This is a genomic window from Pseudomonas asplenii (assembly GCF_900105475.1).
GTDB lineage: Bacteria > Pseudomonadota > Gammaproteobacteria > Pseudomonadales > Pseudomonadaceae > Aquipseudomonas > Aquipseudomonas asplenii.
On record NZ_LT629777.1, the window covers coordinates 6,515,840 to 6,529,536 of the forward strand.

The following is a 13,697-nucleotide window of genomic DNA, read 5'->3' on the forward strand; positions in this document are numbered from 1 at the left end:
GGCCCTGCAGTTTATCGACGTTTTTTCTCGTAGAGCCTGGGCTCTCCCGCCGGGCGGCTCTTGAACCGCCGATGAGTCCACAGGTATTGCTCGGGACATGCCCGCAACGACGCCTCGACCCAACGGTTGATCCGCAGGCAATCGACCTCCTCGGACTCGGCCGGAAAGTCCGTCAGCGGCGGATGGATCACCAGCCGATAACCACTGCCGTCGGCCAGCCGCTCCTGGGTGAAGGGCACCACCAGCGCCTTGCCCAGACGGGCGAACTTGCTGGTCGCAGTGACGGTCGCCGCCTGGATTCCAAACAGCGGCACGAAGATACTCTGCTTGATTCCGTAGTCCTGGTCGGGGGCGTACCAGATCGCCCGGCCGGCGCGCAACAGTTTGAGCATCCCACGCACATCGTCACGCTCCACGGCGAGGGAGTCGAGATTGTGCCGCTCGCGACCACGGCGCTGGACGAAATCGAACAGTGCATTGCCATGTTCGCGGTACATGCCATCGATGGTGTGCTGCTGCCCCAGAAGGGCCGCGCCGATTTCCAGCGTGGTGAAATGCAGCGCCATCAGGATCACGCCCTTGCCCTCGCGCTGGGCCTGCTGCAAATGCTCAAGCCCTTCGACATGGGCCAGACGCGCCAGGCGCGGTTTGGCCCACCACCAGCTCATGGCCATTTCAAAGAAGGCGATGCCGGTGGACGCGAAGTTTTCCTTGAGCAGACGGGTGCGCTCGGCGCTGGACTTCTCCGGGAAACACAATTCCAGGTTACGCGCGGCGATCCGCCGACGTTCGCCGGCCACCCGGTACATCACGGCGCCCAGGATGCGCCCGACCTTCAACAGGGCGCAGTAGGGCAATTGAACGATCAGCCACAGCAGCCCAAGCCCCAACCAGAGCAACCAGTAGCGTGGATGAAAAAAAGCAGCTCGAAAACGCGGGCGATCCATTAATGATTCCGGACAGACACAAGGCCGCGCATTCTACAACGGTTCGAGTCGGCTTGCGGGGCGCGGGCGTTCTCGTTATAAGTCTCGGCACTTTCAGCGACAAGCCACGTTATGCCGACCATGAGCCAAACCGAACCGCTAGACCAGGATCCCGTGTTCCAGTTGAAGGGCAGCATGCTCGCCATTACGGTGCTGGAACTGGCGCAGAACAACCTCGATGCCCTCGACCGCCAACTCGCGGCCAAGGTCCTCCAGGCGCCCAATTTCTTCAGCAACACCCCGCTGGTGCTGGCCCTGGACAAACTTCCCGCCGATCAGGGCGCCGTCGACCTGCCCGGTCTGATGCGCATCTGTCGCCAGCATGGCCTGAGGACGCTGGCGATCCGCGCCAACCGGATCGAGGACATTGCCGCCGCGATCGCCATCGACCTGCCAGTACTGCCGCCCTCCGGCGCCCGTGAACGGCCGGTCGATCCGACCGAAGGCGAAGTGAAGAAAATACCGGAAAAACCACCGGAACCCACGATCAAGCCGACCCGGATCATCACCACGCCAGTGCGCGGTGGCCAGCAGGTCTACGCCCAGGGCGGCGACCTGGTGGTGGTTTCTTCCGTCAGCCCCGGCGCGGAACTTCTGGCCGATGGCAACATCCATGTTTACGGACCGATGCGTGGTCGCGCCCTGGCCGGTGTCAAGGGTGACACCAAGGCGCGGATTTTCTGCCAGCAACTAAGCGCCGAACTGGTCTCGATTGCCGGCCAGTACAAGGTTTCCGAGGATTTGCGGCGCGATCCGCTGTGGGGCTCGGGCGTTCAGATCAGCTTGTCCGGCGACGTGTTGAACATCATACGGCTTTAACGGATACTTGCCGCCATTTCCGAAATGTCGCCTTCTTCGTAGCGAAAATGGCTTGAAGGGGTTAGGAAAACACGAAATGTAAAAATTACCGACGGTACTTTAAACATTTCGTCGCTTCCGAGCCAAAGCCAGACGTCTACAGTTGTTTTTCAGCGACGTTCTTCAGGGGCTAAAAAGAGTCCTTTTTCCTTAGGGGTGATACACCTTGGCCAAGATTCTCGTGGTTACATCCGGCAAGGGTGGTGTGGGTAAGACCACCACCAGCGCCGCCATCGGTACCGGCCTCGCGCTGCGCGGCCACAAGACAGTGATCGTCGACTTCGACGTCGGCCTGCGTAACCTCGACCTCATCATGGGCTGCGAACGCCGCGTGGTGTATGACTTCGTCAACGTCGTGAACGGCGAAGCCAACCTGCAACAGGCCCTGATCAAGGACAAGCGCCTGGAAAACCTGTACGTGCTGGCTGCCAGCCAGACCCGTGACAAGGATGCGCTGACCAAGGAAGGCGTGGAAAAGGTACTGATGGAGCTCAAGGAAAGCTTCGAATTCGTGGTCTGCGACTCCCCGGCGGGGATCGAGACCGGTGCCCACCTGGCGATGTACTTCGCCGACGAAGCGATTGTCGTCACCAACCCGGAAGTGTCTTCGGTCCGTGACTCCGACCGCATGCTCGGCCTGCTGGCCAGCAAGTCGCGCCGTGCAGAGCAAGGTGAAGAGCCGATCAAGGAACACCTGTTGCTGACCCGCTACAACCCGGAGCGCGTGAGCAAGGGCGAAATGCTGGGTGTCGAAGACGTCAAGGAGATCCTGGCCGTGACTCTGCTGGGCGTTATCCCCGAGTCCCAAGCGGTGCTCAAGGCATCCAACCAGGGTGTACCGGTCATCCTCGACGACCAGAGCGATGCTGGCCAAGCCTATAGCGATGCGGTTGACCGCCTGCTGGGCAAGACCGTCGAGCATCGTTTCCTCGATGCACAGAAGAAGGGATTCTTCGAGCGCCTGTTTGGAGGCAACTAAGCAATGAACCTTTTTGACTTCTTTCGTGCCAGCAAAAAAGTAAGCACCGCGTCGGTTGCGAAAGAGCGTCTGCAGATCATTGTGGCGCACGAACGCGGCCAACGCAGCACCCCGGACTACTTGCCCGCCCTGCAGCAGGAGCTGGTGGAAGTGATCCGCAAGTACGTCAATATCGGGTCCGATGACGTGCACGTCGCCTTGGAAAACCAGGGCAGTTGCTCGATTCTGGAACTCAATATCACCCTGCCGGATCGCTGATCGATCCGGACGGAGCCACGGCGGCCCGGAACCTGCACCTTTTTGTAGGAGCCGAGCTTGCTCGCGAATGGATTCTACAGCCGACTCAATGTCGGCTGATTGACCGCTTTCGCGAGCAAGCTCGGCTCCTACAGTGAGATGCAGGCTTCGGGCCGCCGTTGGCGTTTGTTACGAGGCTGTTTTAATGCCGCTGTCGAATATCCGCATCATCCATCAGGACGCCGCCGTACTGGTGGTAGACAAGCCGACTCTGCTGCTCTCCGTCCCGGGCCGGGCCGACGACAACAAGGATTGCCTGATCACCCGCCTGCAGGAAAACGGCTACCCCGAAGCCCTGATCGTCCATCGGCTGGACTGGGAAACCTCGGGCATCATCCTGCTGGCTCGCGACCCGGACACCCATCGCGAACTGTCGCGACAGTTTCATGACCGCGAAACCGAAAAAGCCTATACCGCACTCTGCTGGGGCCAGCCGGAACTGGACAGTGGCAGCATCGACCTGCCGCTGCGCTACGACCCGCCGACCAAACCCCGCCATGTGGTCGATCACGAGTTCGGCAAACATGCGCTGACCTTCTGGAAAGTGCTGGAGCGCCATGCCGACTGGTGCCGGGTAGAGCTGACGCCGATCACCGGGCGCTCGCATCAACTGCGGGTGCACATGCTGTCCATCGGTCATCCACTGCTGGGCGACGGCCTGTATGCCCACCCGCAGGCGCTGGCGGCCTGGCCAAGACTGTGCCTGCACGCCAGCATGCTGAGTTTCACCCACCCGCAGAGCGGCGAGCGCCTGCGCTTCGAGTGCCCGGCGCCGTTCTGAGCCGCGCCGCGAATCACTCCTGCCGCCTGTATTGCCCTGTAGGAGCCCGGCTTGTTGGCGAATGCGCTCTCACGGTAGCTAAAAGCTTCGCGGGCAAGCCCGGCCCCTGCAAGATACGGTAAACTCCCGACATTGCCGTCTGGAGCCACTTATGCGCGCAGAGTTGAACCAAGGCCTGATCGACTTTCTCAAGGCCTCTCCCACCCCCTTTCATGCCACCGCCAGCCTGGTCCAACGCCTGGAAGCGGCCGGCTACCAGCGTCTCGACGAGCGCGAAACCTGGCATACCGAGCCTAACGGTCGCTACTACGTCACCCGTAACGACTCTTCCATCATCGCCTTCAAGCTCGGCCGCGCCTCACCGCTGCTGGCCGGCATCCGCATGGTCGGCGCCCATACCGACAGCCCGTGTCTGCGGGTCAAGCCGCAGCCCGAACTGCAGCGCCATGGCTTCTGGCAGTTGGGTGTCGAAGTCTACGGCGGCGCCCTGCTCGCGCCCTGGTTCGACCGCGACCTGTCCCTGGCCGGCCGCGTCACCTTCCGGCGCGACGGCAAGGTCGAAAGCCAGTTGATCGACTTCAAGGCCCCCATCGCGACCATCCCCAACCTGGCGATTCACCTCAACCGTGAAGCCAACCAGGGCTGGGCGATCAATCCACAGAACGAGCTGCCACCGATCCTGGCGCAATTCGCCGGCGATGAGCGGGTGGATTTCCGCGCAGTGCTCACCGACCAGTTGGCCCGCGAACATGGCCTCAGCGCCGACGTGGTACTCGATTACGAGTTGAGTTTCTACGACACCCAGAGCGCCGCCGTGATCGGTCTCAACGGTGATTTCATCGCCGGTGCCCGCCTGGACAACCTGCTGTCCTGCTACGCCGGCCTGCAGGCATTGCTCAATGCCGACAGCGAGGAAACCTGCCTGCTGGTCTGCAACGACCACGAGGAAGTCGGTTCCTGCTCCGCCTGCGGTGCCGATGGCCCGATGCTCGAGCAGACCCTGCGCCGCCTGCTGCCGGAAGGCGAGGACTATGTACGCACGATTCAGCGCTCGCTGCTGGTCTCGGCCGACAACGCCCATGGCGTACACCCCAACTACGCCGAGAAACACGACGCCAACCATGGCCCGAAACTCAACGCAGGCCCGGTGATCAAGGTCAACAACAACCAGCGTTACGCCACCAACAGTGAAACCGCCGGTTTCTTCCGCCATCTGTGCATGGCCGAAGAAGTCCCGGTGCAGAGCTTCGTGGTGCGCAGCGACATGGGTTGCGGCTCGACCATCGGACCGATCACCGCCAGTCACCTGGGCGTGCGTACCGTGGACATCGGCCTGCCGACCTTCGCCATGCACTCGATCCGCGAACTGGCGGGCAGCCACGACCTGGCGCATCTGGTGAAAGTCCTGGGCGCGTTCTACGCCAGCCACGAACTGCCCTGAGCCCGCGTTCCCCTTGGTCTGGGGGCAACCCCAGAGCCCTGGGAACACTCCGGACGATGAGAAAAATCCGGACTGTGGGAGCAGGATTTATCCGCGAAGAGGCCCTTGAGATCGCCAAAAGCTTCTCGGCGATCCGAAACCTCGGTAAATCCTGCCCCCACAGTATCGCCTCTCCCCTCTTCATCAGGCCCATCACCCGACCTGATAACGCCTGATGCACATCAAGGCATCCCCACCAAAGCGACCTAGACTGAAGGTATATCCCTCGACAAGGCCGTCGTCATGATCACCCCGTTCGAATTCCACTCGATGCTCATCCCGATCCTGGCCGGTATGCTGCTGTTGGCCGTGGGCTTCAACTTCCGGGAAAACCGGGCCGGGCCGGCGCTGATGTGGTCTGGCATGCTGTTGATCCTCGGGACCGTGCTCTACAAGATCCTCGCCAAACTGGCCGAATAAATGCGCGACGCCCAAGGCTGGCGTACACTCGGTCGATCTGCATTCCGTATGGTTGACTGACTAGTGTTCGCCCGTCTTTTTGCTCTGCCCGCCTGCCTGCTGATTTGCCTGTTAGCCCTGCTGCCACTGGCTCCCGCCCAAGCTGTCGGCCTGCCAAGCCTGTTGGGCAGCGCCGAGAAAACCCAGCCACAACCGACCGAACCGCTGGCCCAGTCCCTGGATGAGGTCATCAAGAATCTGGAGAACGATCAGCAACGCAGCAAGCTGCTGAGCGACCTGAAAAAGCTCCGGGACAGCACGAAAAAAGCCCAGCCGGCCGCTGAAGTCGGAGTACTGGGACTGATCGGCAGCACCTTGAGCGACTTCGAAAAACAGTTCACCGGCAATGACAGCCCGCTCAATCGCTGGTCGCTGGAACTCGACCAGGCCAAGCAGGAAATGCTGGCGCTGATGCTCCCGGCCAGCGAGTGGCTGCCGATCATCTTCGCCTTTGCCCTGATCCTGCTACTCTGGAGCTGTCTCGCCTGGGCGATGATCTGGCTCGGCCACCGGGTCCGTCTGCGCTTCGGCCTGACCGAGGAGTTGCCCCAGCATCCGCGCACCGTCGACCTGCTGCGCTTCGCCCTGCGCAAGCTCGGCCCGTGGATGATCGCCCTGCTGATCACCGTCTACCTGACCTACGCCCTGCCCTCGTCCCTGGGCAAGGATCTGGCGATGGCCCTGGCTTATGCGCTGGTGGTCGGTACCTGCTTTTCGGCGATCTGCGTCATCGCCTTCTCGCTGCTCGATGGGCCACACCGGCATCAGGCGTTGCACATCCTGCGACGTCGGGCCTTCCGGCCATTGTGGCTGATCGGCAGCTTCGCCGCGTTCGGCGAGGCGCTGAGTGACCCGCGCCTGATCGCCAGCCTCGGCAGCCACCTGGCGCACACCGCCGCGACCCTCATCAACGTCATGGCCGCGCTGTCCTCAGGGTTGTTCATCCTGCGCTTCCGCCGACCCATCGCCCACCTGATCCGCAACCAGCCGCTGTCCCGGCGCCTGACCCGTCGCGCCCTGAGCGATACCATCGATATTCTCGGCAGTTTCTGGTTCATCCCCGCGCTGATCCTCGTGGCGATCTCGCTGTTCGCAACGTTCTTTTCCGCCGGAGACACCAGTACCGCCCTGCGCCAGTCGCTGATCTGCACCGTGCTGGTCGTGCTGTGCATGGTGATCAACGGCCTGGTGCGGCGCCATGCGCTCAAACCACAACGCGGGCACAAGCGCCATACGCTGTATTCAGAGCGGTTGAAAAGTTTTGGCTACACCCTGGTGCATCTGTTCGTCTGGCTGGTGTTCATCGAACTCGGCCTGCGCGTCTGGGGCATGTCGCTGATCCGGTTCACCGAAGGCGAAGGGCATGAGGTCAGCGTCCGCCTGTTCAGCCTCGGCGGTACGCTGATCTTCGCCTGGCTGGTGTGGATTCTTGCCGACACGGCCGTACACCATGCCCTCACCCGCTCGCGCAAGGGCCTGGCCAATGCCCGGGCACAGACGATGATGCCGCTGATCCGCAACGTGCTGTTCGTGGCGATCTTCATCATCGCGCTGATCGTCGCCCTGGCAAACATGGGCATGAACGTCACGCCGCTTTTGGCCGGTGCCGGTGTGATCGGTCTGGCCATCGGTTTTGGTGCGCAGTCGCTGGTGGCGGACCTGATCACCGGTCTGTTCATCATCATCGAGGATTCCCTGGCCATCGACGACTACGTGGATGTCGGCGGTCACCTTGGTACCGTCGAGGGCCTGACCATACGCACCGTACGGCTGCGGGACATCGACGGCATCGTCCACACCATTCCGTTCAGCGAGATCAAGAGCATCAAGAACTACTCACGGGAGTTCGGCTATGCAATTTTCCGGGTGGCGATCCCCTACAACATGGCCATCGACGATGCGATCAAACTGATGCGCGATGTCGGCCAGAAGATGCGTACCGATCCACTGCAGCGGCGCAACATCTGGTCGCCGCTGGAGATCCAGGGGGTGGAGAGCTTCGAGTCCGGCAGCGCGATTCTGCGGGCCCGCTTCAAGACCGCGCCGATCAAGCAGTGGGAGGTTTCGCGGGCCTTCAACCTGGCGCTGAAACGGACCATGGACGAAGCCGGCCTGGATCTGGCGACCCCGCGCCTGAGCGTGCAGGTGGTGACGGCCGGTGGTGGTGCGCAAAGCGAACAACCGGCCAGATCCTGAGCACCACCGTCCCATCCTGTAGTAGCCCGGCTTGCCGGCGAATGCGCCCTCAAGGCAGCCAAAAGCTTCGCGGGCAAGCCATGCTCCTACAGCACATCCACCCCGACATGAATCGCATCATGCCGCCAGAATTCCAGGTCGCAGTCGATAAGCCGCTGGTGCTGGTCGTAGTTGACCCGGGCAATCCGCAATCCCGGGCTGCCGGACGACACACGCAACGCCGCAGCGGCCTCCAGCGGCAATGAGGTCGGCACTATTTCGAAGCGCACCCGCCCGTAGTGCAAATCGTAGTGGCGGGCATACAGTTCGGTGATCGACTGGTTCAGGTCGAACTCGAGAATCCCCGGGAAATACTGCGGGTTGAGGTAGTGCTCGACATACAGCACCTGCCGCTCATCGATCCGCCGCACCCGACAGACCTGGATCACGCTGGACAGCGCCGGCAACTGCAACCACTCGCACACCGCTGCCGACGCCGGCTGCAGCCGCGCCGACAAGACCTGGGTGGAAGGAACCCGGCCCTGGGCACTGACCATCGCGTGAAAGTGACTACGCTGCATCAGGTTGTAGGCCAGCCTGGGCGGCGAGACGAACCAGCCCCGGCGTTCCTCGCGGTAGATCAGCCCCTGGGCCTCCAGTTGCAGCAAAGCCTCGCGCACGGTGATCCGGGTGGTACTGAACAGCTCGCTGAGCTTGCGCTCGGCCGGCAGCTTGCTTGCGCCGGGCAACAATCCGTGTTCGATCTGCTCGCACAGAGCCTGACAGATGGCTGTCACCGCCTTTGGTGCCTCTTCGCGCATCAACGTTACCTATGTGGACTAGTCCAGCACTGTTTCAGGGCAAAACCGTATAGCGTCACGGTCTCCAGTTGCAGCACCCAGCCTAGGCAATACACATGACTGGTATGTGACAAAGCGACGAAACGGTGCAATAGAACGCCCGCCTAAAATCAGTAATTACCTTAAATATCAATTAGTTAAACATAGTCTACGCTTAGTTCGGTGGTCACGGGTGCTACTGGGGAAAAACCTTGCAGGACTGATGCCGACATTAAAATGTCATCCAGCGAGCTTAAATTGGCTCAGGTATTGCTGACCTAGACCAAACGTCCAACCGCCGCACTACGTATATAAAAACTGTCGATCAAGATCTCAGCGTTGAACAACGCCCAAAGGAGCTTCGGATGAAACAGCTTTTCCTGGCATCACTGTTAGGCTCGACCATTGCCCTGTGCACCAGCGCCATGGCCGCCGATACCAATTTGCAAACGCTGGAGGCCGCCGCCAAGAAAGAAGGTGCCGTCAACAGTGTCGGCATGCCCGATGACTGGGCGAACTGGGCCGGCACCTGGAAGGACCTGAGCGACAAGTACGGCCTCAAGCACATCGACACCGATATGAGCTCGGCCCAGGAAATCGCCAAGTTCGCCGCCGAGAAAGACAACGCCAGCGCCGATATCGGCGACGTCGGCGCGGCCTTCGGCCCGATCGCGACCAAGCAGGGCGTGACCCAGCCGTACAAGCCGAGCACCTGGGAACAGGTTCCGGCCTGGGCCAAGGACAAGGACGGCAACTGGGCACTGGCCTACACCGGCACCATCGCCTTCATCGTCAACAAGAAGCTGCTGCACGGCTCCGAAGTACCGAAAAGCTGGGCTGACCTCAAGACCGGCAAGTACAAGGTTTCCATCGGTGACGTGAGCACCGCGGCCCAGGCCGCCAACGGCGTGCTGGCAGCGGCATTGGCCAACGGTGGCGACGAGAAGAACATCCAGCCGGCACTGCTGATGTTCGCCGACATCGCCAAGCAGGGCCGCCTGTCGCTCGCCAACCCGACCATCGCCACCATGGAAAAGGGTGAAGTGGAAGTCGGCGTGGTCTGGGACTTCAACGGCCTGAGCTACAAGGCCAAGATGGCCAGCCCCGATGACTACGTCGTGCTGATCCCGTCCGACGGCTCGGTGATTTCCGGCTACACCACCATCATCAACAAGTACGCCAAGCACCCGAACGCCGCCAAGCTGGCGCGTGAGTACATCTTCAGTGACGCCGGTCAGATCAACCTGGCCCGTGGCAATGCCCGTCCGATCCGCGCCGAACACCTGACCCTGCCGGAAGACGTCAAGGCCAAGCTGCTGCCTAACGAGCAGTACAAGCACGTCACCCCGATCAAGGATGCCGACGCCTGGGAGAAAACCTCCAAGGCACTGCCGCAGAAGTGGCAGGAAGAAGTCATCATCAACATGCAATAACTGACTGTTTGCCACCACTGAACTGTAGGAGCAGGCGGATCGCCGCACCGCCTGCTCCTACAGGTTTTGCAGACTCCTTGAAACAGAGGCCCGGCTCATGCAGCACAACGTCATCCTGGTCGTGCTCGATGGCCTGAACCACGAGGTCGCCCGCCACGCCATGGGCCATCTCCAGGCTTACGCAGGCGCAGGACGCGCAGCGCTGTACAAACTGGAATGCGAGTTGCCCTCGCTGTCACGACCGCTCTACGAATGCATTCTGACCGGTGTCGCGCCGATCCACAGCGGCATCGTGCACAACCATGTCACCCGGCTGTCGAACCAGCGCAGCGTGTTCCACTACGCCCGCGATGCCGGTCTCAAGACAGCGGCGGCGGCCTATCACTGGGTCAGCGAGTTGTACAACCGCTCGCCCTTCGTTGCGGCTCGGGATCGCCATACCCACAACGACAGCCTGCCGATCCAGTACGGACATTTCTACTGGATGGACCACTATCCCGATTCCCATCTGTTCGCCGACGCCGAAAGCCTGCGCCTGCAACATGCGCCGAACTTCCTGCTGGTGCACCCGATGAACATCGACGACGCCGGCCACAAGCATGGTCTGGACAGCGCCCAGTACCGCAACAGCGCACGCTCGGCCGACATCATCCTCGCCGACTACCTGCAAGGCTGGCTCGATGCCGGCTACCAGGTGCTGGTGACCGCCGACCATGGCATGAACAACGACCGCTCGCACAACGGCCTGCTGGCCGAAGAGCGTGAAGTCCCGCTGTTCGTGCTCGGCGACGCCTTCAGTTTCAATCCCGATGCCACGCCCCGGCAGACCGAGCTTTGCGGCACGATCTGCACACTGCTGGGCGTTCATCACGACAAACCTGTATGCCGGGAGCTGTTGAAGTGAATTCACTCACCCGTGGCAAAGGGCTCGCCCTGCTCTGCCTGGTGCCTTTCGCCCTGTTCTTCATCGTATTCGAGATCGCCCCGCTGATCTGGGTGCTGATCAACAGCCTGCAATCGGAAGAAAACGGCTGGGGGCTGGCCAACTTCAGCAAGATCTTCAGTTCGAAGTTCTACCTGCAGGCGATCCAGTACAGCCTGGAGATCAGTTTCTGGTCGAGCGTGTTCGGCATGCTCATCGCCCTGCTGGGTGCCTACTCGCTGCGGCGGGTCGATTCGCGCCTGCGCGACTTCGTCAACGCCTTCGCCAACATGACCAGCAACTTTGCCGGCGTGCCGCTGGCCTTCGCGTTCATCATCCTGCTGGGCTTCAACGGCACCATCACCCTGATGCTGAAACAGGCCGGAATCATCCAGGATTTCAACCTGTACTCGAAGACCGGTCTGATCATTCTCTACACCTACTTCCAGATTCCCCTGGGCGTGCTGCTGCTCTATCCGGCCTTCGACGCACTGCGCGAAGACTGGCGCGAATCCGCCGCGCTGCTCGGCGCCAACGGCTGGCAGTTCTGGCGGCATATCGGTCTGCCGGTGCTGACCCCGGCGCTGCTGGGCACTTTCGTCATCCTGCTGGCCAACGCCCTTGGGGCCTACGCCACGGTCTACGCCCTGACCACCGGCAACTTCAACGTGCTGCCGATCCGCATCGCCGCGCTGGTGTCCGGCGACATCAGCCTCGATCCGAACATGGCCAGTGCGCTGGCGGTGATCCTGGTCGGCCTGATGACCTTCGTCACCGTCATCCATCAATGGCTGTTGAAAAGGAGCCACCATGTCGCGCGCTGAACCCGGCTCCGCCAACCTCTACCACCGTGTGGTGGTCTATCTGCTGTTCCTGATCCTGCTGCTGCCGCTGCTCGGAACCTTCGTCTACTCGATCGCCAGCAGTTGGTCGGCGACCGTGCTGCCCAGCGGCTTCACCTTCAAGTGGTACCTGCAACTGTGGAGCGATCCACGCTTTCTCAACGCGTTCGGCCAATCACTGATCGTCTGCGTCGGTTCGCTGGTGCTGTCGGTGGTGCTGATCCTGCCGTTGCTGTTCGTGGTCCACTACCACTTCCCGCGGCTCGACGCGCTGATGAACATCCTGATCCTGCTGCCTTTCGCCGTGCCGCCGGTGGTGTCCTCGGTGGGCCTGCTGCAGTTGTACGGTTCCGGGCCGTTCGCCATGGTCGGTACGCCGTGGATCCTGATCGGTTGCTACTTCACCGTGGCCCTGCCCTTCATGTACCGGGCAATCACCAACAACCTGCAGGCGATCAACCTGCGCGACCTGATGGACGCCGCCCACCTGCTCGGCGCCAGCACCTGGCAGGCGGCGTTTCTGGTGGTCCTGCCAAACCTGCGCAAGGGCCTGATGGTGGCGTTGCTGCTGTCGTTCTCGTTCCTGTTCGGCGAGTTCGTTTTCGCCAACATCCTCGTCGGCACCCGCTACGAGACCCTGCAGGTGTACCTGAACAACATGCGCAACAGCAGCGGTCACTTCACCAGTGCCCTGGTGATCTCCTACTTTCTGTTCGTATTGGTGCTCACCTGGGTCGCCAACCGCCTCAACAAGGACAAAAGCCAATGAGCTTCATCAGCGTCCAGAACCTGAAAAAGACCTACGCCGGCACCACGGTGTTCAGCGACATCAACTGCGACATCGCCAAGGGCGAGTTCATCACCCTGCTCGGCCCCTCCGGCTGCGGCAAGTCCACCCTGCTGCGCTGCATCGCCGGCCTGACCCCGGTGGACAGCGGCACGATCCTGCTCGACGGCCAGGATATCGTCCCGCTGAGCCCGCAGAAACGCGCCATCGGCATGGTTTTCCAGAGCTACGCGCTGTTCCCCAACATGACCGTGGAACAGAACGTCGCCTTCGGCCTGAAGATGCAGAAGGTCAACGCCGATGACAGCCACAAGCGGGTGATCGAAGCCCTCAAGCTGGTGGAACTGCACGACTTCGCCGCCCGCTATCCGCACCAGCTCTCCGGTGGCCAGTGCCAGCGCGTGGCCCTGGCCCGTTCGCTGGTGACCCGTCCGCGCCTGCTGCTGCTCGACGAACCGCTGTCGGCCCTGGACGCGCGGATTCGCAAGCACCTGCGCGAGCAGATCCGCGCGATCCAGCGTGAGCTGGGCCTGACCACCATCTTCGTCACCCACGACCAGGAAGAAGCCCTGACCATGAGTGACCGGATCTTCCTGATGAACCAGGGCCAGATCGTCCAGAGCGGCGATGCCGAATCGCTCTACACTGCGCCAGTGGATGTCTTCGCCGCCGGTTTCATCGGCAACTACAACCTGCTCGAAGCCGACGCCGCCAGCCGCCTGCTGCAACGGCCGGTCAACAGCCGTATCGCCATTCGCCCGGAAGCCATCGAGCTGCACACCGAAGGCGAGCTGGATGCGTTGATCCGTGGTCATAGTCTGCTGGGCAACGTCATTCGCTACCGGATCGAGGCTCGGGG

The 13,697-nt window shown here is 61.8% G+C and carries 13 protein-coding genes and 1 pseudogene; 12 read left to right on the forward strand and 2 right to left on the reverse strand.

Features of this window, described 5'->3' with window-relative positions; all coding sequences use genetic code 11:
* Positions 1 to 11: 11 nt before the first annotated feature.
* A complete protein-coding gene (locus BLU37_RS28860) occupies positions 12 to 947 on the reverse strand; it encodes a lipid A biosynthesis lauroyl acyltransferase (protein ID WP_090210875.1) in 936 nt (311 codons plus the stop codon).
* 120 nt (positions 948 to 1,067) lie between these two features.
* On the opposite strand from BLU37_RS28860, the gene minC reads away from it, so the two are divergent.
* The 7 genes from minC to BLU37_RS28890 all read left to right on the forward strand — a co-directional run bounded on the left by minC (position 1,068) and on the right by BLU37_RS28890 (position 8,036).
* Positions 1,068 to 1,805, forward strand: a complete 738-nt coding sequence (minC, locus tag BLU37_RS28865) for a septum site-determining protein MinC (protein WP_010449110.1) — start codon at positions 1,068 to 1,070, stop codon at positions 1,803 to 1,805.
* Positions 1,806 to 2,010: 205 nt separating this feature from the next.
* Complete coding sequence (gene minD, locus BLU37_RS28870; RefSeq protein WP_010449112.1) at positions 2,011 to 2,823, forward strand: septum site-determining protein MinD; 813 nt, start codon at positions 2,011 to 2,013, stop codon at positions 2,821 to 2,823.
* 3 nt (positions 2,824 to 2,826) lie between these two features.
* Entirely contained in the window at positions 2,827 to 3,081 is a 255-nt protein-coding gene (gene minE / locus BLU37_RS28875; RefSeq protein ID WP_010449114.1) for a cell division topological specificity factor MinE, read from the forward strand.
* A gap of 184 nt (positions 3,082 to 3,265) precedes the next feature.
* On the forward strand, positions 3,266 to 3,901 hold the full coding sequence (locus BLU37_RS28880) for an RluA family pseudouridine synthase (RefSeq protein WP_010449126.1): 636 nt from the start codon (positions 3,266 to 3,268) through the stop codon (positions 3,899 to 3,901).
* Between the two features lie 151 nt (positions 3,902 to 4,052).
* Positions 4,053 to 5,342 carry a M18 family aminopeptidase gene (locus tag BLU37_RS28885; RefSeq protein WP_010449128.1) on the forward strand — a complete coding sequence of 430 codons (1,290 nt, stop codon included), beginning with the start codon at positions 4,053 to 4,055 and terminating at the stop codon, positions 5,340 to 5,342.
* Between the two features lie 282 nt (positions 5,343 to 5,624).
* The gene (locus BLU37_RS29315; RefSeq protein WP_010449132.1) at positions 5,625 to 5,801 is read left to right on the forward strand and encodes a hypothetical protein; all 177 of its coding nucleotides are present in this window, start codon (positions 5,625 to 5,627) and stop codon (positions 5,799 to 5,801) included.
* Between the two features lie 63 nt (positions 5,802 to 5,864).
* Positions 5,865 to 8,036 (forward strand): mechanosensitive ion channel family protein, encoded by a 2,172-nt coding sequence (locus BLU37_RS28890; RefSeq protein WP_081354401.1) that lies wholly within the window; start codon positions 5,865 to 5,867, stop codon positions 8,034 to 8,036.
* A gap of 86 nt (positions 8,037 to 8,122) precedes the next feature.
* Here the strand turns inward: BLU37_RS28890 and BLU37_RS28895 are convergent, their stop codons facing one another.
* Entirely contained in the window at positions 8,123 to 8,836 is a 714-nt protein-coding gene (locus tag BLU37_RS28895; protein ID WP_010449135.1) for a UTRA domain-containing protein, read from the reverse strand.
* A 383-nt stretch (positions 8,837 to 9,219) separates the two neighbouring features.
* On the opposite strand from BLU37_RS28895, the gene BLU37_RS28900 reads away from it, so the two are divergent.
* The 5 genes and pseudogenes from BLU37_RS28900 to BLU37_RS29660 form a co-directional block, all read left to right on the forward strand.
* Positions 9,220 to 10,287: an ABC transporter substrate-binding protein gene (locus BLU37_RS28900; protein WP_090210876.1), complete on the forward strand. Its 1,068-nt coding sequence runs from the start codon at positions 9,220 to 9,222 to the stop codon at positions 10,285 to 10,287.
* Positions 10,288 to 10,384: 97 nt separating this feature from the next.
* Complete coding sequence (locus tag BLU37_RS28905; protein WP_010449140.1) at positions 10,385 to 11,191, forward strand: alkaline phosphatase family protein; 807 nt, start codon at positions 10,385 to 10,387, stop codon at positions 11,189 to 11,191.
* Entirely contained in the window at positions 11,170 to 12,033 is an 864-nt protein-coding gene (locus tag BLU37_RS28910; RefSeq protein ID WP_172833073.1) for an ABC transporter permease, read from the forward strand. Before BLU37_RS28905 ends, BLU37_RS28910 begins: the two co-directional genes overlap by 22 nt.
* Positions 12,020 to 12,820, forward strand: coding sequence for an ABC transporter permease (locus BLU37_RS28915; protein ID WP_010449143.1), 801 nt, complete (start codon positions 12,020 to 12,022; stop codon positions 12,818 to 12,820). The genes BLU37_RS28910 and BLU37_RS28915 overlap by 14 nt, the downstream gene beginning before the upstream one ends.
* Positions 12,817 to 13,697: pseudogene (locus BLU37_RS29660) on the forward strand (ABC transporter ATP-binding protein); the annotation flags it as partial. The gene BLU37_RS28915 and the pseudogene BLU37_RS29660, both read left to right, overlap by 4 nt.